17 protein-coding genes and 1 pseudogene are annotated in these 19763 nt (G+C 66.6%); 11 read left to right on the top strand and 7 right to left on the bottom strand.

What is annotated here, in order from left to right; genetic code table 11:
* Nucleotides 1-185: 185 nt before the first annotated feature.
* The 8 genes from leuA (at nucleotide 186) to I6B53_RS07745 (ending at nucleotide 8318) form a co-directional block, all read left to right on the top strand.
* Nucleotides 186-1898 (top strand): 2-isopropylmalate synthase, encoded by a 1713-nt coding sequence (leuA, locus tag I6B53_RS07780; RefSeq protein WP_216765413.1) that lies wholly within the window; start codon nucleotides 186-188, stop codon nucleotides 1896-1898.
* A 158-nt stretch (nucleotides 1899-2056) separates the two neighbouring features.
* The gene (locus I6B53_RS07775) at nucleotides 2057-3337 is read left to right on the top strand and encodes an OmpA family protein (RefSeq protein WP_216763702.1); all 1281 of its coding nucleotides are present in this window, start codon (nucleotides 2057-2059) and stop codon (nucleotides 3335-3337) included.
* 81 nt (nucleotides 3338-3418) lie between these two features.
* A complete protein-coding gene (locus I6B53_RS07770) occupies nucleotides 3419-4687 on the top strand; it encodes an OmpA family protein (protein WP_216763701.1) in 1269 nt (422 codons plus the stop codon).
* A 49-nt stretch (nucleotides 4688-4736) separates the two neighbouring features.
* Nucleotides 4737-5978: an OmpA family protein gene (locus I6B53_RS07765; RefSeq protein WP_216763700.1), complete on the top strand. Its 1242-nt coding sequence runs from the start codon at nucleotides 4737-4739 to the stop codon at nucleotides 5976-5978.
* 94 nt (nucleotides 5979-6072) lie between these two features.
* Entirely contained in the window at nucleotides 6073-6810 is a 738-nt protein-coding gene (gene recO, locus I6B53_RS07760) for a DNA repair protein RecO (protein WP_216763699.1), read from the top strand.
* A complete protein-coding gene (locus I6B53_RS07755; RefSeq protein ID WP_216763698.1) occupies nucleotides 6807-7640 on the top strand; it encodes an isoprenyl transferase in 834 nt (277 codons plus the stop codon). Before recO ends, I6B53_RS07755 begins: the two co-directional genes overlap by 4 nt.
* 40 nt (nucleotides 7641-7680) lie before the next feature.
* Nucleotides 7681-8106: a pyridoxal 5'-phosphate synthase gene (locus I6B53_RS07750; RefSeq protein ID WP_216763697.1), complete on the top strand. Its 426-nt coding sequence runs from the start codon at nucleotides 7681-7683 to the stop codon at nucleotides 8104-8106.
* Nucleotides 8103-8318, top strand: coding sequence for a pyridoxine 5'-phosphate oxidase C-terminal domain-containing protein (locus I6B53_RS07745; RefSeq protein ID WP_216763696.1), 216 nt, complete (start codon nucleotides 8103-8105; stop codon nucleotides 8316-8318). The genes I6B53_RS07750 and I6B53_RS07745 overlap by 4 nt, the downstream gene beginning before the upstream one ends.
* 150 nt (nucleotides 8319-8468) lie before the next feature.
* On the opposite strand, the gene I6B53_RS07740 is transcribed toward I6B53_RS07745, so the two are convergent.
* The 7 genes and pseudogenes from I6B53_RS07740 to I6B53_RS07710 all read right to left on the bottom strand — a co-directional run bounded on the left by I6B53_RS07740 (nucleotide 8469) and on the right by I6B53_RS07710 (nucleotide 15541).
* Nucleotides 8469-8708: a YbdD/YjiX family protein gene (locus I6B53_RS07740; RefSeq protein ID WP_253953822.1), complete on the bottom strand. Its 240-nt coding sequence runs from the start codon at nucleotides 8706-8708 to the stop codon at nucleotides 8469-8471.
* The gene (locus tag I6B53_RS07735) at nucleotides 8695-11061 is read right to left on the bottom strand and encodes a carbon starvation CstA family protein (protein WP_216763695.1); all 2367 of its coding nucleotides are present in this window, start codon (nucleotides 11059-11061) and stop codon (nucleotides 8695-8697) included. The genes I6B53_RS07740 and I6B53_RS07735 overlap by 14 nt, the downstream gene beginning before the upstream one ends.
* Nucleotides 11062-11320: 259 nt before the next feature.
* Nucleotides 11321-11725, bottom strand: a complete 405-nt coding sequence (locus I6B53_RS07730; protein WP_216765411.1) for a Fur family transcriptional regulator — start codon at nucleotides 11723-11725, stop codon at nucleotides 11321-11323.
* Nucleotides 11726-11756: 31 nt separating this feature from the next.
* On the bottom strand, nucleotides 11757-12683 hold the full coding sequence (locus I6B53_RS07725; RefSeq protein ID WP_216763694.1) for a metal ABC transporter permease: 927 nt from the start codon (nucleotides 12681-12683) through the stop codon (nucleotides 11757-11759).
* A 1-nt stretch (nucleotide 12684) separates the two neighbouring features.
* Nucleotides 12685-13458, bottom strand: a pseudogene (locus tag I6B53_RS07720) (metal ABC transporter ATP-binding protein).
* The gene (locus tag I6B53_RS07715) at nucleotides 13455-14465 is read right to left on the bottom strand and encodes a metal ABC transporter substrate-binding protein (RefSeq protein WP_216763693.1); all 1011 of its coding nucleotides are present in this window, start codon (nucleotides 14463-14465) and stop codon (nucleotides 13455-13457) included. Before I6B53_RS07715 ends, I6B53_RS07720 begins: the two are co-directional and overlap by 4 nt.
* On the bottom strand, nucleotides 14462-15541 hold the full coding sequence (locus I6B53_RS07710) for a LacI family DNA-binding transcriptional regulator (RefSeq protein ID WP_216763692.1): 1080 nt from the start codon (nucleotides 15539-15541) through the stop codon (nucleotides 14462-14464). Before I6B53_RS07710 ends, I6B53_RS07715 begins: the two co-directional genes overlap by 4 nt.
* Before the next feature lie 170 nt (nucleotides 15542-15711).
* On the opposite strand from I6B53_RS07710, the gene I6B53_RS07705 reads away from it, so the two are divergent.
* The 3 genes from I6B53_RS07705 to I6B53_RS07695 all read left to right on the top strand — a co-directional run bounded on the left by I6B53_RS07705 (nucleotide 15712) and on the right by I6B53_RS07695 (nucleotide 19726).
* Nucleotides 15712-16992: a maltose ABC transporter substrate-binding protein gene (locus I6B53_RS07705; RefSeq protein WP_216763691.1), complete on the top strand. Its 1281-nt coding sequence runs from the start codon at nucleotides 15712-15714 to the stop codon at nucleotides 16990-16992.
* Between the two features lie 224 nt (nucleotides 16993-17216).
* Nucleotides 17217-18821 (top strand): ABC transporter permease subunit, encoded by a 1605-nt coding sequence (locus tag I6B53_RS07700; RefSeq protein ID WP_216763690.1) that lies wholly within the window; start codon nucleotides 17217-17219, stop codon nucleotides 18819-18821.
* Entirely contained in the window at nucleotides 18821-19726 is a 906-nt protein-coding gene (locus I6B53_RS07695) for a sugar ABC transporter permease (protein ID WP_216763689.1), read from the top strand. The genes I6B53_RS07700 and I6B53_RS07695 overlap by 1 nt, the downstream gene beginning before the upstream one ends.
* Nucleotides 19727-19763: the final 37 nt, after the last annotated feature.

The following is a 19763-nucleotide window of genomic DNA, read 5'->3' as shown; positions in this document are numbered from 1 at the left end:
CCGGCCCAACGGCGCAGTTAGAGTGAGGCCATGCGCGCTCGCCTCCTGCTTCTGAGCCGCGACGGGGCCTGAAAGGGTCGGATCCTCGTCGCGGCTGACGTCGTGCCCGGCCCACCCAGCCCAGCGACGAAGGAAGACCCGCGTTGAAGACCACCGGCCATGTTCCCACCCCCACCTCCTCCGGGATGCCCGTACGCAAGTACCGTGCCTTCCTCGACACGAACCCCATCGACCTGCCCGACCGCCAGTGGCCCTCACGCCGCATGACTGCGGCCCCCCGATGGCTGTCCACCGACCTGCGTGACGGCAACCAGTCCCTCATCGAGCCGATGGACCCCGCCCGCAAGCGCCGCATGTTCGACCTGCTTGTGCGTCTGGGCTACAAGGAGATCGAGATCGGCTTCCCAGCCGCCTCACAGACCGACTTCGACTTCGTCCGCTCCCTGGTCCAGGCCGACGCAGTGCCCGAGGACGTCACCTTGTCGGTTCTGACCCAGTCGCGTGCCGAACTCATCGAACGCACCATGGACGCCCTCGTCGGACTGCCCCGCGCCACCGTCCACCTGTACAACGCCACCTCGCCCCTGTTCCGCCAACTCGTCTTCCGCAATGACCGCTCCCAGACCGTGGAACTTGCCGTGGACGGCACACGTGAGGTCATCGCCCGCGCCGACAAGGTCCTGGGGGAGGACACGATCTTCGGCTTCGAGTACTCGCCGGAGATCTTCGTCGACACCGAATTGCACTTCGCCCTGGAGATCTGCGAGTCGGTCATGGACGTGTGGGAGCCCGCCCATGACCGGGAGATCATCCTCAACCTGCCGGCCACCGTCGAACGCGCCACACCGAATGTGTACGCCGACCAGATCGAATACATGAGCCGCCACCTCAGCCGACGCGACTTCATCGCCCTTTCCGCCCACCCGCACAATGACCGCGGCACCGGTGTGGCCTCCGCCGAGCTGGCAGTCCTGGCCGGCGCAGACCGCATTGAAGGATGCCTTCTGGGCCAAGGGGAACGCACCGGCAACGTCGACCTGGTGACGCTGGGTCTGAACCTGTTCAGCCAAGGGATCGACCCGGGCGTCGACTTGTCCGACGTGGACGAGATCCGCCGCACGGTCGAGTACTGCACGTCGATGGAGACCCCGGCGCGCACCCCGTACGTGGGTGAACTCGTGTACACGAGCTTTTCCGGGTCCCATCAGGACGCCATCAAGAAGGGATTCGCCGCTCGCAAGGCCAAGGTGGCCGAGGCCGGCGGCGTCGAGGAGGACGTCGTCTGGGAGCTGCCCTACCTGCCGATCGACCCGCATGACGTGGGCCGCTCCTACGAGGCCGTCGTGCGCGTGAACAGCCAGTCCGGAAAGGGCGGCGTCGCCTACCTCATGTCCGCCTCCCACAACCTGGACCTGCCGCGCCGCCTGCAGATCGAGTTCTCCCGCGTGGTCCAGCACCACACGGACACCTTCGGCGGCGAGATCGACCCCGGTCAGCTCTGGCAGATCTTCGCCGACGAGTACCTGCCGACCTCCGCAGCGCAGGGTCTGGTCCCGTGGGGTCGTTTCGAGCTGGGCACCTCGCGGGTGGCCACCGACAGTGAGGACACGGTTCACCTGGCGGTGACCCTGCGTGACAAAGGGACTCCGGTCGAGGTCGAGGCCGACGGCAACGGCCCGATCGACGCCTTCGTGCAGGCCCTGCACGGCTTCGACCTGGATGTGAGGATCCTCGACTACGCCGAGCACGCGATGAGTCAGGGCCGTGACGCCAAGGCGGCGTCCTATGTGGAGGCCGCCGTGGACGGGAAGATCGTGTGGGGTGTGGGCATCGACCCGTCCATCACCAGGGCGACGTACAAGGCGGTGATCTCCGCGGTGAACCGGGCCCTGCGCTGAGGGGCCCTGCTCCGGAGCTGCGGGCTGTTCGTCGCAGACCGCGGTGGCTCGGATGACGCCCGCAGGCCCCTGGTACGGGATCGCACGGGTGTCATCAGCGGGTGTCGGGACACGGTTGACCTGCGCGGTCACTGCGCAAGTTCTTGTAGCCTCGGGACATGTCGACTCGCCGCACTCGTGTGCACCGCATGGCCCGGTTGGCTGCATCAGGCGCCCTCGTCCTCGTCCCCCTCACCGGATGTGGGATCACGCTGCTGCACGGCCCGACCGAGGTGGATCCCGCAGCGCACCAGTGGCAGGACGCCGAGGGCCCGGGCCAGGACGACAGTGAAGGCGAGGACGGGGCCGACGGCGACGGACTCGTCTCCGGCGCCGCTCTGGCGAAGGTGCCCACCGTCCCCGGATACGCTCCGGGGCAGATCCCGCCCATCCCGTTGGTCCGCATCCCCGACCCGTCGATCGTCGCCGGAGCCTCCTCCACCTTCACCTCCGAGAGCGCGAAGGCCCTGGCTTCGACTCCGGGAATCTTCGTCGAGCTGGCCACCTGTGAAGGCAGCGGCGTGAAACCCGGGTGGACGGTGCTCCACCCGGACGACGGTGGGGAAACGGCCCAGGACGGGACGTCGGCGGCCGGCAACGGCACGGGCATGGGCACCTACTCGGACGGCACCGTGAACATCGTCAACCACGGCGACGGTTCGGTTGTCCACCAGAACATCGTCACCCAGCAGAACCTCAACGTCCTCCCCGACGGGTCGGGGAACTACAACGACCTGACCAGCGGATTGCAGATCCTGCTCCACTCCGACGGATCCGGACACCTGGACGATCCGGCTGCGGACCTGTCGATCTCCATTGCGGGCGACGGGGGTGGAAGCGTCACCTGGGGGGAGGTTTCCGTGACCAACTTCGGTGACGGTTCCGGACGTTACCAGTCGCGGACCCTGGTCATTTCCAATGAGGGAGAAGGGTGGGCGGACGTCAACGGAGTGAGGGTGGCGGCTGAGCCTCTCCCTCCTGTCGGCAAGCTCGGCAGACTCAAGCCGCTGCCGGCGGTGGCTCCCACCGAGTCCTGTGGCACGCTGATCCTCGTCGAGGACAGCGCGCTCTTCGACTTCGGCAAGTCGGAGGTGCGTGCCGATGCCCGGTCCACCATTTCGACTTTGGCGGGGGTCTTCACTTCCTTGTCCGTTCCCAGTGCCACGGTGACCGGGCACACCGACTCGGTTTCCGATGAGGCCTTCAATCAGACTTTGTCGGAGCAGCGTGCTGCTGCGGTGGTCGAGGCGCTGCAGGCTGTGGGGGTCAAGGCCGCGTTGAGTGCCGAAGGCAAGGGGGAGTCCCAGCCTGTGGCTCCCAATGAGAATGCGGACGGGTCGGACAATCCGTCGGGCCGTCAGCTCAACCGCCGGGTGGAGATCTTCGTCCCGAACTTCTGAGGTTCTCATTCCCATGTCCAGCCTGTGATCGTCTGCTCTTTCGCCGGGACTGGAGACCACAGGCTCTTGTAGAGTCTCCACATGGTGACCCTGCGCCGATCCCGCGTGACTTCCTGTGTGTGCATTGCCGTCCTCGCCTTGGCCGCGTCCTGCCTTACGGGGTGCGGTGGCTCTTCCGGTGGGTCGGGCCAGGACCAGTCCGCCGGGGCCACTGCGGAGAAGACCTCCGTCCTGAGCGATGGTGAGGCAGGCGAGAGTTCCGCCTCCTCATCGCAGGTGCGGACCGACCTGTCCGGTCTGCCTGCGGTGCCCGGCTTCGCGCCGGGCGAGATCCCGCCCATCCCCATGTTCCAGTTCCCGGACACTTCGGTGGTCTCCGGCGCGCAGTCGAAGTTCTCCATCGAGACCTTCAAGGCACTGTCCGGTGTGCCCGGAGTCAGCGTGGCTGCCGCCAAGTGCAACGGGACCCAGGTGGTCTCCGGTACGACGGTCCTGTACGGCGACGGTTCCGGACACACCAGTCAGAGCGGGAGGGAGGTCGTCAACTACGGCAATGGTGCGGGCAACTACTCCGATGGGACGGTGACGATCACCAACTACGGCAACGGCGCCGCCCACTACGAGAACACTGCCACCCAGGAGAGCATCGACATCTATGAAAGCGGCGCCGCCTCCTACAAGAACGTGACCACCGGCCGTGAGGTCAACGTCTACGAGTCGGGAGCCGCGAACCTCACGGACCCGGCGATGGGCCTGGAGATCAACATCTACGACAGCGGCGCCGGGAACTACACCCGCGGTGACGTCCAGATCGTCAACGACGGTGACGGCTCAGGCAGGTACGAAGGCCCGGGGCTGACGATCGTCAATCACGGCGATGGCACAGGCCAGATCAATGACGTGGCCGTGCACATGGAGAAGATCCCGCCTCTGGCCCGCCTCCAGAAGATCCCACCGATTCCCGCTGTCAAACCGATCGAGTCCTGCGGAACGGTCATCACTTTGGAAGACGGTGTGCTCTTCGACTTCGGCAAGTCGGAGGTGCGTGCCGATGCCCGGTCCACCATTTCGACTTTGGCGGGGGTCTTCACTTCCTTGTCCGTTCCCAGTGCCACGGTGACCGGGCACACCGACTCGGTTTCCGATGAGGCCTTCAATCAGACTTTGTCGGAGCAGCGTGCTGCTGCGGTGGTCGAGGCGCTGCAGGCTGTGGGGGTCAAGGCCGCGTTGAGTGCCGAAGGCAAGGGGGAGTCCCAGCCTGTGGCTCCCAATGAGAATGCGGACGGGTCGGACAATCCGTCGGGCCGTCAGCTCAACCGCCGGGTGGAGATCTTCGTCCCGGCCTTCTGACCTGCTCTTTTGTGTGGCGGCTTTGCACAAAGACTTGTATCGTGCCCACATGAGCACATCCCGCACCCCGGTCACTGCCCGATTTGCCCTTGCCCTTCCCGCGATCCTCGCCCTCGTCGGCCTCAGCGCCTGCGGTGGCAACACCGCCCCGAACTCCTCCGCCAGTCCCACCCGGACCGAAGCCGCCCAGAGTGCGGCACCTGCGGACGAGGACGCGGCCGAAGAAAGCGCAGTCGCCGATGCTGCTGGCGTGCCGGCAGTGCCGGGTTACGCGCCCGGGGAGATCCCCCCGATCCCCCTCTTCGTGGTCCCGGACACCTCGCTGATCTCCTCGAAGGATGCAAGCTTTGACCTGTCCACCACCACCGAGCTCACGAGCATTCCGGGTGTGAGGGTCTCACCGGCCAAATGCGGTGCTTCGGGCCTGGTCTCCGGCGCCACGGTCTTCGGCCCGGACGGGTCCGCCAACCGCTCCGATGGCACAGGGGCGACGATCAACGGCGGGGACGGCACCGGAAACTACTCCGACGGTTCCGTGTCGATCATCAACGGCGGCGACGGTTCGGGCAACTACTCTGACGGCTCCCGAACCCTCATCGTCGCCTCCGACGGTTCGGGCAACTACTCAGACCCGTTCATCACGGTGGTGGTGGGCGCTGACGGTTCCGGAAACTACTCGAACTCGCAGACGGGGCAGACCATCATCGTCGGCGGTGACGGGTCCGGCAGCTACTCCGCGGGCACGGTCGCCATCACGAACAACGGTGACGGGTCGGGCACCTATGCCGGCCCCGGCCTCAGCATCGTCAACGACGGCGAAGGCCAGGCCACGGTCAACGGCACCCTCATCGACGCCAAGCCCCTGCCTCCCGTCGGCAAGATCGGCAAGATGGCCCCCGTTCCCGCAATCGCCCCCGTCAAAGCCTGCGGAACCCTCATCACTCTTGAAGACGGCGTCCTCTTCGACTTCGGCAAGTCGGAGATCCGCCCGGACGCCCGGGCCACCATCGACAAGGTCGCCCAGGTCTTCACCACCCTCAAGGTGCCGGCCGCCACCGTGACCGGACACACCGACTCCGTCTCGGACGAGGCCTTCAACCTCACGCTCTCCCAGGAGCGCGCCGACGCCGTGGTCACAGCCATGCAGGGCGCCGGCGTGACCGCGAACCTCACTGCCGAAGGCAAGGGGGAGTCCCAGCCGGTGGCCGCCAACGAGAACCCGGACGGCTCCGACAACCCGGCGGGCCGCCAACTCAACCGGCGGGTGGAGATCTTCGTCCCCAGCTTCTGAGCCGGCAGGCACCTGTCGAGCCGGCGGATGCACCCGATGGCGCCGCCGTGTCAGTGGAACAGCCAGCGCCCCGAGGTGTGACAATACGAGGGTGTTGAGGACCTATCGTGACGAGGCCGTCGTGCTGCGCACCCACAAACTGGGTGAAGCCGACCGCATTGTCACCCTGCTGACCCGCGAACACGGCCAGGTCCGAGCTGTGGCCAAAGGGGTGCGGCGCACCACCTCGAAGTTCGGGGCACGCCTGGAACCCTTCGGCGTCATCGACGTCCAATTGCACAAGGGCCGCACCCTGGACACGGTGACCCAGGTCGAAACCATCACCGCACACGGCCACGACCTGGCCGCCGACTTCGACCTCTACGCCTGCGCGCATGTCCTGGTCGAAACGGCCGAACGCCTCACCGGCGACGGTGAGGACTCCACCCACAGCCAGTACCTGCTGCTCGTGGGCGCCCTCTTCGCCCTGTCCCACCGCAGACACGACCCGAATCTGGTCCTCACCTCGTACATGCTGCGGGCCCTTGCCATCGCCGGATGGGCGCCCTCGTGCTTCGACTGCGCCGTGTGCGGCTCTCAGGGGCCCCACCGGTCCTTCTCCATCCCCGAGGGCGGCGCCGTGTGCCTCGCCTGTCGACCCACGGGGGCGGCGGCGCCCTCACCGGAGGCCATGGACCTCATGGGAGACCTCTTGTCAGGGGACTGGGGGCGGGCCGACGCTTCCGAAACCTGGGCGCGAGGCGAGGCACGCGCCCTGGTGACCTCCTACACCCAGTGGCATCTGGAACGGCGCCTGCGTTCGGTCCAGGTCCTCGAGAGGAGTCGCGCATGACCAGCCCCAGCGTTTCCCGCCCCTGCCCGATGGACCGCGCCCCCGCAGACCCGAGCGCCCCGCTGCTGGGCCCCGGCCAGTGGCACCGCGCCGCCCCGCATTTTGCGAAAGGGGAGGTACCTGGCCACGTCGCCCTCGTCATGGACGGGAACGGACGTTGGGCCAACGAACGGGGCCTGGCCCGTACGGAGGGCCACCGGGCGGGGGAGTACGCCCTCATGGACACCATCGCCGGCGCCATCGACGCCGGCGTGCGCCACCTGAGCGTCTACACCTTCAGCACCGAGAACTGGAAGCGCTCGCCTTCCGAGGTCCGCTTCATCATGAGTTACGCCACCGACGTCCTGGCGCGTCGCACCGACCAGCTGCGCGAGTGGGGGGTTCACGTGCGATGGAGCGGCCGCGAGCCGCGCCTGTGGAAGTCCGTCGTGAACGCCCTTCGACGCGCCGACGAAGCCACCCGCCACAACACCACCTTGGACCTGGTCATGTGCGTGAACTACGGCGGCCGTGCCGAGATCGCCGACGCGGCCCGCGACCTCGCGCGACAGGTGGCCGCCGGACGCCTCAAACCCGACGGCATCACCGAGCGTTCCTTCGCCCGTCACCTGTACCTGCCGGATGTGCCCGACGTGGACCTCATGATCCGCACCTCCGGCGAGCAGAGAATCTCCAACTACCTGCTGTGGCAACTGGCGTATGCGGAGATGATGTTCGTCGACACCCCATGGCCGGCCTTCGATCGTGAACACCTGTGGGACTGTCTGCTGGCCTACGCGGGACGTGAGCGGCGTTTCGGGGGCGCCGTCGACGCCGTCGTGGAGCGTTGACGCGTAGGCCCACGGCACGGTGGCGGCGTAGGCTCGGCCCATGGACACCTCCGGGATGCGCATGAGCTACGAGCGCGGCGAATTGGACGAGGCTTGCGCCACCGACAAGCCCTTGGCCATGTTCACCCGCTGGTTCGAGGAGGCCCGCACGGAGCCCGGAGTGGAGGCCAATGCCATGGTCGTCTCGACGGCCGATGCGACCGGGCGCCCCTCCTCCCGGGTGGTGCTGCTCAAGGGCTTCGACGAGTCCGGCCTCGTGTGGTTCACCAACTACCACTCGCGCAAGGGTCGGGAACTGGCCGAGAACCCTCGGGCGGCGCTGCTCTTCGACTGGCACTGGCTGCAACGCCAAGTGCGTGTCGAAGGGCAGGTCGTCCAGGTCAGCCCCGAGAGTCCGACGACTACTTCGCCAAGCGCCCCCTCGACTCGCGCATCGGCGCCTGGGCCTCGCCGCAGAGCCAGGTGATCCCTTCCCGGGCGACCCTTGTGGCCGGTGCCGCCAAGGCCGCCGCCCGCTTCGGCGTGCGTCCGCCGCGCCCCGACCACTGGGGCGGTTACCGTCTGGTGCCCGAGCAGTGGGAGTTCTGGCAGGGCAGGGTCTCGCGCCTCCACGACCGTCTGCGTTACCGGCGCGGCGACGAGGGCGGGGCGTGGGTGCGGGAACGCCTTGCCCCCTGAGCACCTGGGGCCCTGAACACCTCAGCGCCCCGGTACCACGACCTTGGCCGCCCGGGATGCGGGAAGGGGGATGCGCGAGGGGCCGGTGGGGCATGATGCCCCACCGGCCCCGTCCTCGTCGGAGGGTCGAAGGATCGGCTGGTCAGCGCCTCAGCAGCACCCCGTCGAATGGTTCTTCTCGTCGAAGGTGGAGCGGGCGCGCCAGAACTCCTTCTCCGACATGGGCGCGTGGTCGGGGTGCTCGCGCGCGTGCCGCTCGCAGTAGCGCTCGTAGGCGGAATCGCCCATGAAGTCACGCCACAGGATGCGCAGGTGCGCGGCGCCCCCGACAAGGCGGGTCAGGACCGTGGAGGGCATGCCGTGACCGACCTCGGACTCAGTGAGCGCCATGAGGCTTCGACCCGGGAATCAGGTTCGGATCGCCCACGATGCGGTACTCGGCCTCGAGCTTCTTCATGAGCGGGGAGGCGATCATCGTTTCGGGGGCGAAGAAGTTCGACTCCTGGTAGGGGTCCTCCGAGGTCCACGTGTCCCCGGTGCGGATCGTCTGGATGATGCGAACCAGGGCCATGACCATGACGAAGGCGACGGCCACCAGGAACACCACCGACAAGGTGCCCTGGATGAAGGCGTTGCGGATGATGGCCTGCTGGACGGCGACCTGCTCCGGGTCGGTGATGCCGGGCAGGGCGGCGGTGGCCTCACGCCACTGTTGGAAGTATCCGACCTTGGCATCGGTGGAGAAGATCTTCTGCCATGAGGCCGTGAAGGTCACCACCGTGTCGAAGGCCAACGGGATCAACGGGATCCACACGTACTTCGTGTAGCCCTTCCTCACCACCATGACGGTGACCAGCAGCAGGGCCACTGCCGCGATCAGCTGGTTCGCGATGCCGAACAGCGGGTACAAGGTCTTGATGCCACCACGTGGGTCCGTCACACCCATGAGCAGCATCGACCCCCACGAGGCGACGACCACGGCGGTGGTGCCCCAGGCACCGATGTGCCACGACGGGTCGCGGAACTTCGGGAAGAAGTTGCCCAGGGCGTCGGAGAGTTGGAAGCGGGCCACACGGGTGACGGCGTCGACCGCCGAGAGGATGAACAGGGCTTCGAACATGATGGCGAAGTGGTACCAGAAGCCCATCATGGCCCGGCCACCGCCGATCTGGTGGAGGATGTGCGACATGGCGACCGACAGGGTCGGGGCACCACCCGTGCGGGAGATGATCGAGGGCTCACCCATGTCCTTGGCGACCTGCTCCAGGGCCTCGGCGCCGGTGAAGGTCTTCGGGTTTCCGGCCTCGTCCCACGAATCCCACTCGGGCTCCAACGCCTTGCCGTGGGCGTCGGTGACACCCAGCTTGAGCAGTGCCTCCTCAGCGGTTTCGGCGCTGACCTTGGCCGAGGAGACGTTTTCGGCTCCCGCCAGCTTGTTCAGGGTGGCCGCCGGGGTGTTCATCGCGAAGTAGATACCGGGGTTCAAGGAGACGGCAGCGGCCATCGCCATGATGGCGACGAAGGACTCCATGAGCATTCCCGCGTAGCCGATCATGCGGACCTGGGATTCCTTCTGCACCATCTTCGGGCTGGTGCCCGAGGAGACCATGGCGTGCATGCCGGACAGGGCGCCGCAGGCGATGGTGATGAAAAGGAAGGGGAAGATCGATCCGGCGAAGACGGGGCCGGCGGTGTTGAAGGCGAACTCGGTGACGGCCGGCATCTCGGCGATGGGACGCACGATGATGATGCCAACGGCCAGGATCGCGATGGTGCCGACCTTCATGAAGGTCGACAGGTAGTCACGCGGGGTCAGCAGGATCCACACGGGCAGGACCGCCGCGAAGAAGCCGTAGACGACCATGGCCCACACCAAGGTGGTGGGGGACAGGTGCAGGTACTCGCCCAAGGGGGATTCGGCCACCCAGCGGCCGCCGATGATGACGAGGATCAGCAGGGCGAAGCCGACGATCGAGACCTGCGTGATCTTGCCGGGTTGGACGAAGCGCAACCACAGGCCCATGCCGATGGCGATCGGGATGGTCATGCCGACGGAGAACACGCCCCACGGGGACTCGGCCAGCGCGTTGACGCAGACCATGGCCAGGACGGCCAGGACGATCATGAGCATGAAGAAGACGACCACGGTGGCGACCGTGCCACCGATCTTGCCGATCTCATCGGTGGCCATCTGGCCCAGCGAGCGGCCTCCGCGCCTCATGGAGAAGAACAGGACCAGCATGTCCTGGACGGCTCCGGCCACGACCACGCCGAGGATGATCCACAGGGTTCCCGGCAGGTAGCCCATCTGGGCCGCAAGGACCGGGCCGACCAAGGGACCGGCGCCGGCAATGGCGGCGAAGTGGTGGCCGTAGAGAACGACGCGGTGGGTCGGGTCGAAGTCGCGACCGTTGTTGATGCGCTCGGCCGGGGTGGCGTTGGAGTCGTCGGGACGCATGATCTTGCGTTGGACGTACAGCGCGTAGAAGCGGTACCCGATGACGTAGGTGCACACGGCCGTGACGACGAACCAGACGGTGTTGACCTGTTCGCCTCGGGCGATGGCCAACATCCACCATCCGAGGACGCCCAATGCGGTGATACCGACCCACAGGGCTATTTTCAGGGGTGTCCATTTCGTGTGCGGCTTGATGCCGACCGGTACGCCGGCTTTGTTCCTGATGATGAGCTTTTCCTCCTCCGGGGTGTAAGAAGGCAGCTCAGTCGTCTTTTCAGTGGCCATGATCGAATTTCCCTTGGAGTCGATTTGCTTTTGACGGTGAGGTGCGACACGGGTGTGTGCCACCGCCGATGCTAGTACCGACACTTCGAGCATTTGTCGAGATCGTTGACGAGGCGTGTCCCCATCGAGGATGTACCGTTTCACGGCATGGAAATGGGTGACAAGGGCGGCCATTCGTCCCATTTGCACCCGCGGTCGCCCTCGTCCACGTGGTCCCACCGGCCAGAAGATCTTCCCGGACCCGAAGTGGCGTCGGCCATCAGTGGGAGGCGTTCGCCAAGTCCTCCGTGCAGGGCCGGCACAGGCCGAAGAGTTCGATCGAGTGCTCGACCTCGGTGAAGTGGTGCTCTGCGGCGACGGTGGACACCCAGGGCTCGAATTGGTCGAGGCTGATTTCCTCGGCGTGTCCGCAGTTGCGGCACACGAGATGGTGGTGGTGGTCGGAGTTTCCGCAGGAGCGGTACAGCGACTCGCCCTCAGCGCTGCGCAGGACGTCCAGGCGCCCGTCCTCGGCCAGGGTCTGCAGGTTCCGGTAGACGGTGGCAAGACCCACGCGCTGGCCCTGACCGACCAGGTCCTCGTAGACCTGCTGGGCGCTGCGGAAGTCCCTGACGCGTTCGAGTTCGTCGAGGACGGCCTGCCGCTGCTTCGTCATGCGCTGCACAGGAGCCTCCCGGGAAGTGGAATCGTGGTCGTCATGAGTCTCGGCCACTGCGCTCCGGGTGGTCAACCGGAACGCTCAGCGATCTCATCTGCACGGACTTGCGGGCCTTGACGACCCCGGAGCGGATCGCGAAGCCGACGGCGTACAGGCCGATGGCTCCCACGACGATGGTCGCGCCGGGGGAGAGGTCCACGAATGCCGTCACCGTCAAGCCGGTGCCGCAGAGGACCACTCCCAGTCCCATGGCCCAGGCCATGGTGGAACGGAAGGAGCGAGCCCACAGCTGGGCGATGGCCACAGGGACGATCATCAGGGCCGAGACCAGCAGTGATCCGACCGTGCGCATGGCGACCACCACGGTCAGGGCAGACAGGATCGCGATGAGGAAGGACAGTCCTCGCACCGGCAGGCCCGTGGAGCGCGCGAACTCCTCGTCATTGGTCACCGAGTGCAGTGCGGGAGCCAACAGCACCCCGATTCCCAGGATGACGGCCGCAAGGGCGCCCATGGTGGCCACGTCCGCCCAGGAGACGGTGGAGATCGACCCGAAGAGGTAGGAGTTGAGTTGAGCCGATGTGCCACCCGCGGCGCCGATGAGGACGACGCCGCCGGCGATGCCCCCGTAGAACATCATGGCCAGGGCCACGTCCCCGGAGGCGCGGCCGGACTCTCGCACCCATTCGATGGCGACGGCTCCCACCAGGGAGACGACGAGGGCGCCGGGGACGGCCCATTCGGCGGGTGTGGCAACCCCGGCGAAACTTCCTGCCAGCCAGCCGAGGGCGACGCCGGTCAGCGACACGTGGCCGACCCCGTCGCCGAGCATCGCCATGCGCCTGTGGACCAGGTAGGTGCCGACCACCGGGGCGCACAGGCCCACCAGGAGGGCAGCCAGCAGGGAACGCTGGAAGAGCGGTGTGGACATGACCGCGAGGAACTGGTCGAACAGGCCCGTCATCTCAGTACGACTCCAGGTGGTGGTCCCCGCCGCGGTGGGCGGGGTCCATGGGCGGCTCCGGGTGGGGCGGCCCGTCGTGGACGATGTGGCCCGCCCCCAGGCGGATCTCGCGGTCGAGGTGCGCAGCCAGTTCGCCCAGCTCGTGCAGGACGACGAGGATCGTCGTCCCCCGAGCCTTCGCGTGCGCGACCACTTCGGCAAGGCGCTCGCGGGAGTTCTGGTCGATGCCGGCCATCGGTTCGTCCATGATGAGCAGGTCGGGGGCTCGCACCAGGGCGCGGGCGATGAGGACGCGCTGCTGTTGGCCGCCCGAGAGGTGGTGCACGGGGTCCTTGGCCCGGTGTGCCAGACCGACGCTGTCCAGGGCGGCGCGTCCTAGTGCCCGGTCTGCAGGGGTGAGTCACCACTTGCGGCGGCCGAGGAGCCCGGAGCAGACGATCTCCAGGCAGGAGGAGGTGACTGCCTCGCCGGAGGTGGCCCTCTGCGGCACGTAGCCGATCCGGTCCCAGGGGACGGCACCGCTGGCACTGGTGGCGGCTCCGAGCAGTTCGATCCTTCCCCCGGTGACCGGGGCCGAGGCCAGGAGCGCACGCATGAGGGTGGACTTGCCGGTGCCGTTGGCGCCGGTGACTGCCAGGGCCTGCCCCATGGGAACGGTGAAGCTGATGCCGTGCAGGATCAGTGAGGTGTCCCAGGCGACGTGCAGGTTGTCGACGACGACGGCGGGCGCCCCCGTGGTGGGGGTGCCCGCCGAGGTCCCTTCGGCTGTGCTCACTTGCAGGAGAGCGCGGAGCGCAGGGCGTCGATGTTGGCGCGCATGGCGGCCTCGTAGTCCTTGGCCGGGTCGACCTGGGACTCGATCGGGTCCAGGACTGCGGTGGTGATCCCCAGGTCATCGGCAATGGTCTTGGCGGCCTTGGGGTCGATGAGGGCCTCGGTGAAGATGGTCGTCACACCCTCGGCCTTGGCGATGCCGGCGATCTCCTCGAGGCGCTGGTGCGAGGGCGAGGCCTCCGGGTCCAGGCCGGAGATGCCCACCTGGGTGAGCTTCGTGCGATCGGCAAGGTAGCCGAAGGCTTCGTGCGCGGTGACGAAGGTGGTGTGCTCGCAGGACTTCGTGCCATTGACGAGGTCGGTGGCCAACTGGTCCATCTTCTTCTTCGTGGCGGCGGCGTTGGCCGAGTAGGTCTGGGCGTGGGCCGGGTCGGCGTCGGCCAGCGCCTGGCCGATGGCCATTGCCGCCTGTCCCATGCGGGTCGGGTCCAGCCAGAAGTGCGGGTCCTGATTCATCGTGTGGTCGTGGTCGTGGTCGCCCGACATGGCGTCGTGGTCGTGGCCGGAGGCGGCGCCGTCCTCGTGGTTGCCCGACATCGCGTGGTGGTCATGGTCGTGGTCCCCGTTGCCTTCGAGCAACTGGACCGAAGTGGAGACGTCGATGACCGTCTTGGGGCCGTTCTGCTCCACGGCCTCGTCCACGACTGCCTGGAACCCCTTGAGGTAGACGACGGCGTCGGCCTGCCCCAGGGCGCCCACTTGGGCCAGCGAGAGTTCGAGGTCGTGGGGCTCGCCGCCGGCAGGGGTCAGGGACTCAACCGTGACCAGGTCGCCGCCGACCTGCTCGGTGAGGTACTGCAACGGGTAGAACGCGGACATCACGTGGAGTGTGCTGCCCGAAGCGGCTGCATCGGACTGGGGCGCGGTGTTGCCGCACCCGGTCAGGACAAGAGCAAGGGTGCCGAGGGCGGCGGTGGAAGCGAGGACGGGTCGAATCGTCATGCTCATGCCCCCATTTTCGCCCGCTGATAATGGTTGTCAAAGCCGAGGTGGGGAGATCGTGATCGGGATCTCCCGGGGGCCGGTCCGGTGGATCGGCGCACGACCAGGTCGGGTGTGTACTCGAAGTGACCTTCACGCCACTGGCCCTCGTCGATCATCGCGAACAGGGTCTGGGCTGCGGCGGAGGTGATCGCCTGGACGGGCTGACGCACCGTGGTGAGGGCGGGGAAGACGTGCGCCATGAGGCGCGTGTCGTCGAAACCCACCACGGACACGTCCCCGGGGATGTCCAGCCCCAGGGCGTGAAGGGTGCGAATGGCGCCCAGTGCCTGCAGGTCGGATCCGCACACGACGGCAGTGGTGCCCTGGGTGACCAGAGTCTTCATCGCGGCTGCGGCGGCCTCGTAGGTGTAGAAGGTTTCCACGATCGACGGATGGGCCTGCCCCAACAGGTCGCGCATGACCTCTGTGAAGGCCTTGACCTTGCGTTCGGCCGGGACGATGTGGCTCTTGCCGCCCAGCAGGGAGATCCGAGTGTGTCCCAGCGCCACCAGGTGTTCCACCGCGGTTCGAATGCCCAGGGCGTCGCCCGTGGAGAAGTCGGGAGCCTCGATGCCTTGGCGTGCACCATTGATGGTGACGAAGGGGATGCCGCGTTCGCGCAGCTCGACATACCGGTAGGTGTCTCCCAGGTGGTCCGCGTGGCGTCCTGAGACGAAGACGAATCCACTGACGCCGTAGCCGACCAGGGCGTTGACGTACTCGGCCTCCGAGGTGCCGCTAGGGGTCTGGGTGCACACCAGCGGCAGGCCCCCCGCGCGGGCGATCTTGATCTGCAAGGCGTGGGAGAAGGAAGCGAAGATGGGGTTGACCAACTCGGGGACGACCAGGCCGATGGTCCTTGTGCCTCCGGGTCGTTCGAGGGTGGGTCGTTCATAGCCCAAGGAGTCGATGGCCACCAGGACCCGGTGTCGGGTGTCCTCCGAGACCTGGCCGGTTCCATTGATGACGCGCGAGACGGTTGCCATCGACACTCCGGCATGCGCCGCGATGTCGGTCATGCGGGTGCGGTTCTTCGTCATCGAAGGTCCTTGCTCGTCGGTGGATCGGGTGGTCCTCTGACCCCAAATGTAACAGTCCGGAAACCATGCAGAAACGCATTGCAGAAAGCGCCGTGAAACAGTTACATTTGCTTTCACCGACGGGGTTGTCGGATCGGCAGCCCGTCCCACCCACGACAACAGGAGTTGACATGCGACGAGGCATTGCGGCGATGGGAGCCATCGCGCTGACCGCCACTCTGGCCGCCTGCGGCGGCACCACCACGACCCCGGCCAGCGGCGACGCCATGGGCTCGGGCGCGATGGCGCAGTCCGGCGCAGATGCGAACCAGTCGGCCGGCGGCACCACCGGCGAGCTCGGCACCCTGACCATCTGGGCCGACGACACCCGTTACCCGCAGCTGCTTCAGTTCGCCGGTGACTTCACCGCGGCGACGAAGATCGGCCTCAACGTCGTCCAGAAGCCGACTGCGGACATTGCCAAGGAATTCATCACCCAGGTTCCCACCGGCAACGGCCCGGACATCGTCGTCACCGCCCACGACCGCCTGGGTCAGCTGGTCGAGAACGGCGTGGTCGCCACCGCCGACATCGCCGCCGTCAAGGACAAGTTCTCGCCCGCCTCCGTCCAGGGTGTCACCTACGGTGGCCAGACCTACGGCGTTCCCTACGCCGTCGAGTCCGTCGCCCTGGTCCGCAACAACAAGCTGACCAAGGACACTCCGAAGACCTACGACGAGATGATCACCTCCGGCAAGGCCGCCAATGTCGAGCGTCCCTTCGTCGTCCAGGCCGGCGCCAACGGCGAGCACGACCCCTACCACCTCTACGCCTTCCAGACCTCTTTCGGCGCCCCCGTCTTCAAGCAGGACGCGGACGGCTCCTACACCACTGAGCTCGGCATGAAGGGCGCCGAAGGCACCCAGTTCGCCGAGTGGATGAAGGCCCAGGGGGCGGCAGGAGTCCTCGACCTGGCCGTGACCGCCGACATCGCCAAGCAACTCTTCCTCGACGGCAAGACCCCCTACATCGTCACCGGTCCGTGGAACGTCACCGCCTTCCGTGAGGCCGGCATGGACGTTTCCGTCCTGCCCATCCCCTCCGCCGGCGGCAAGGACGCCCAGCCCTTCGTCGGTGTCCAGGCCTTCTTCGCCTCGCAGAAGTCCACCAACCCGCTGCTCGTCAAGCAGTTCATGGACTACATGAGCTCCGAGGCCGGTCAGCAGAAGATGTTCGACCTGGGTGGCCGCGTCCCGGCCATGACCTCGGTCGCCGAGAAGGTTTCCGATCCTGACCTCAAGGCCTTCGCCGAGGTCTCCGGCAAGGGCCTCCCGATGCCCGCCATCCCGGCCATGTCGGCCGTGTGGAAGTTCTGGGGAGCCACTGAAGGCAACATCGTCGCCGGCAAGGAAGCTCCGGCCGATGCCTGGGCCGCCATGGTCGGCAACATCGAGAAGGCCATCACCAAGTGATGTGACGTCCTCCAGGGGCCCCGGGCGCATCGAGTGCGTGTGCGTCCGGGGCCCCTTGGCAAGCGGGCCCTACGGCCCGGCGCGAGGTCGACGAAGACCCGCGACCAACCCCGTCGTCATTTCGTGTGCACCGATCTCCATCGATCCGGCACCGTCATCCCCGACGATGGGTGGAGCGATGCTCCTCCTCGTGAACCCCTCCTGAATGACCCGGAAGTGATCACATGAGTTCCACACCCACAGTGCCTCCGACCTCGGAAGCGAAAAAGCCCTCCTACAAGCCCTCACATGCGCGTGACGTCACCAAACCGGGCTTCCTCGTCAAGCTCGTCCTCATGGCCCTCATCGATGCCCTCGGCATCTACGGGGTCGTCACCGCCGGCCTCGTCCAGTCCTGGACCATCGTCGTCGTCCTGGTCCTGTTCCTCATCGCCTTCAACTACATCTACTTCTCCACCAAGATGGTGCCCGGGAAGTACCTGATCCCCGGCATGATCTTCCTGCTGGTCTACCAGGTCTTCGTCATGGGCTACACCGGCTACGTGTCGCTGACGAACTACGGCCAGGGTCACAACTCCACCAAGGAGGACGCCGTCGAGGCGATCCTCACCCAGAACCAGGCGCGCGCCGAAGGCGCCGTCGACGTCCCCGCCGCGATCCTCGACCGAGGAGACCACCTGGGACTGGCCATCGTCGACCCCGAGACCAAGAAGGTCATGGTCGGCGACGCCACCACCCCGCTGGCACCCGTGGAGGGGGCCACCGCCACCGACACGGCCATCACCGAGGTCCCGGGAGAGACGATCCTCACCTTCGAGCAGATCGTCGCCCGACAGACCCAACTCAAGGAACTGTCGGCCCGGGCCTCTGAAGATCCCGACGCCGGCTTCTACAAGTCGGACACCGGCACCACCGCCTACCTGGCCAAGTCGCTGCTCACCTACGACCAGGCCGCCGACACCATGACGAACTCCCAGACCGGAGTCGTCTACAAGGCCTCTGCGGACAAGGGCTTCTTCATCGCCGACAACGGTGAGACGCTCAAGCCCGGCTGGCGGGTCTTCGTCGGAGTGGAGAACTACACGAACGTCTTCGCCTCCTCCGACCTGGCCGGCCCCTTCTTCAAGTCGCTGGGCTGGTCCTTCGCCTTCGCGATCCTGTCAGTGCTGACGACCTTCGCCTTCGGACTCTTCCTGGCTCTGGTCTTCGCCGACGAAAGGGTCAAGGGACGGCGCCTGTACCAGTCGCTGCTCATCCTGCCCTACGCCTTCCCCGGGTTCCTGGCGACCCTTGTGTGGCGAGGGATGCTCAACGAAAAATTCGGTTTCGTCAACCAGGTGCTCCTGGGGGGAACCGAGGTTCCGTGGCTCACCGACGGCCTGCTGGCCAAGGTCGCGATCCTGGGCGTGAACCTGTGGCTGGGTTTCCCCTACATGTTCCTCGTGTGCATGGGAGCCCTGCAGTCGCTGCCCAGTGACTGCATGGAGGCCGCGAAGATCGACGGCGCAGGTCCCCTGCGCACCGTCTTCTCCGTCAAACTGCCGCTGGTGCTGCAGTCGACGGTGCCGCTGCTCATCGCCTCCTTCGCCTTCAACTTCAACAACTTCTCGCTCATCTACATGCTCACCAACGGCGGCCCGACCTACCCGGGCCTGTCCGTACCGGTGGGTGAGACCGACATCCTCATCTCGATGGTCTACAAGATCGCCTTCGAGGGCGGCACGAAGGACTACGGCCTGGCCTCGGCCATGTCGATCGTCATCTTCATCGTCGTCGGTGTCATCGCCTGGTTGGGCTTCCGCCAGTCCAAGGCAATGGAGGAGATCTGATGTCCACCACAACCGCATCCTCGAAGCCTCAGAAGCTCCACACCTCCCTGACCGGATGGCGTTGGGTCAGTGAAGTCGGCTGGCGCCACGTCGTCGGCGTCCTCGTCATCATCTACTGCGTCGTGCCGCTGCTGTACGTGTTGTCGGTGTCCTTGGTCCCCAACGCGACCCTGACCGGCTCCAACCAGCTGTTCACCTCGTTCTCGGCGGACAACTACATCGCCTTGGGACAGCGCAACGGCGGCCAGTACTGGAACTGGATCGTCAACTCGCTCATCGTCTCCTCGATCACGGCGGTCGGCACCGTCCTCATGGGCGCGGCAGCGGCATACGCCTTCAGCCGCTTCCGTTTCCGCGGCCGCAGGGGCACACTGACCTTCCTGCTGCTGGTGCAGATGTTCCCGCAGATGCTGGCCTTCGTGGCCCTGTACCTGCTGCTGCTCGGCATCCAGGACGTCTTCCCGATCATCGGTCTGAACTCGAAGCTGGGTCTGGTGGCCGTCTACCTGGGCGGTGCGCTCGGGTCGAACACCTTCCTGCTCTACGGCTTCTTCAACTCGATTCCCCGAGAGTTGGACGAGGCCGCCATGATCGACGGCTGCTCGCACTCCCAGACCTTCTGGACGATCATCATGCCGCTGGTGCTGCCCGTCCTGGCAGTGGTCTCACTGCTGTCCTTCATCAGCAGCTTCGGTGACTTCGTCATCGCCAAGGTCGTCCTGCAGCAACCCGACCAGTTCACGCTGGCGGTGGGCATGTTCAACTGGGCATCCGACGAACGCAACGCCCCGTGGGGCGTGTTCGCCGCAGGTGCCGTGGTGGCCGCCATCCCGGTCATCGCCCTGTTCCAGCACCTGCAGAAGTACATCGTCTCGGGCCTGACCGCCGGCGCGGTCAAGGGCTGACGGGTCCGAGCCTCCCACCGGGGGCGGTGCCGTCCGG

It is taken from the genome of Schaalia sp. 19OD2882, from assembly GCF_018986735.1.
GTDB lineage: Bacteria > Actinomycetota > Actinomycetes > Actinomycetales > Actinomycetaceae > Pauljensenia.
Note: the sequence above shows the minus strand (reverse complement) of the source record. Positions and strands in the feature narration are given on the sequence as shown.

What these genes read in the sequence shown, in the direction of transcription:
- I6B53_RS07735 (WP_216763695.1), bottom strand. Translation starts at nt 11,061, where the DNA reads ATGGCCACTGAAAAGACGACTGAGCTGCCTTCTTACACCCCGGAGGAG.
- I6B53_RS07695 (WP_216763689.1), top strand. Translation starts at nt 18,821, where the DNA reads ATGTCCACCACAACCGCATCCTCGAAGCCTCAGAAGCTCCACACCTCC.
- I6B53_RS07700 (WP_216763690.1), top strand. Translation starts at nt 17,217, where the DNA reads ATGAGTTCCACACCCACAGTGCCTCCGACCTCGGAAGCGAAAAAGCCC.
- I6B53_RS07740 (WP_253953822.1), bottom strand. Translation starts at nt 8,708, where the DNA reads ATGGCGCTCACTGAGTCCGAGGTCGGTCACGGCATGCCCTCCACGGTC.
- I6B53_RS07750 (WP_216763697.1), top strand. Translation starts at nt 7,681, where the DNA reads ATGGACACCTCCGGGATGCGCATGAGCTACGAGCGCGGCGAATTGGAC.
- I6B53_RS07770 (WP_216763701.1), top strand. Translation starts at nt 3,419, where the DNA reads ATGGTGACCCTGCGCCGATCCCGCGTGACTTCCTGTGTGTGCATTGCC.
- I6B53_RS07725 (WP_216763694.1), bottom strand. Translation starts at nt 12,683, where the DNA reads ATGACGGGCCTGTTCGACCAGTTCCTCGCGGTCATGTCCACACCGCTC.
- I6B53_RS07765 (WP_216763700.1), top strand. Translation starts at nt 4,737, where the DNA reads ATGAGCACATCCCGCACCCCGGTCACTGCCCGATTTGCCCTTGCCCTT.
- leuA (WP_216765413.1), top strand. Translation starts at nt 186, where the DNA reads ATGCCCGTACGCAAGTACCGTGCCTTCCTCGACACGAACCCCATCGAC.
- I6B53_RS07755 (WP_216763698.1), top strand. Translation starts at nt 6,807, where the DNA reads ATGACCAGCCCCAGCGTTTCCCGCCCCTGCCCGATGGACCGCGCCCCC.
- I6B53_RS07710 (WP_216763692.1), bottom strand. Translation starts at nt 15,541, where the DNA reads ATGACGAAGAACCGCACCCGCATGACCGACATCGCGGCGCATGCCGGA.
- I6B53_RS07775 (WP_216763702.1), top strand. Translation starts at nt 2,057, where the DNA reads ATGTCGACTCGCCGCACTCGTGTGCACCGCATGGCCCGGTTGGCTGCA.
- I6B53_RS07705 (WP_216763691.1), top strand. Translation starts at nt 15,712, where the DNA reads ATGCGACGAGGCATTGCGGCGATGGGAGCCATCGCGCTGACCGCCACT.
- I6B53_RS07715 (WP_216763693.1), bottom strand. Translation starts at nt 14,465, where the DNA reads ATGAGCATGACGATTCGACCCGTCCTCGCTTCCACCGCCGCCCTCGGC.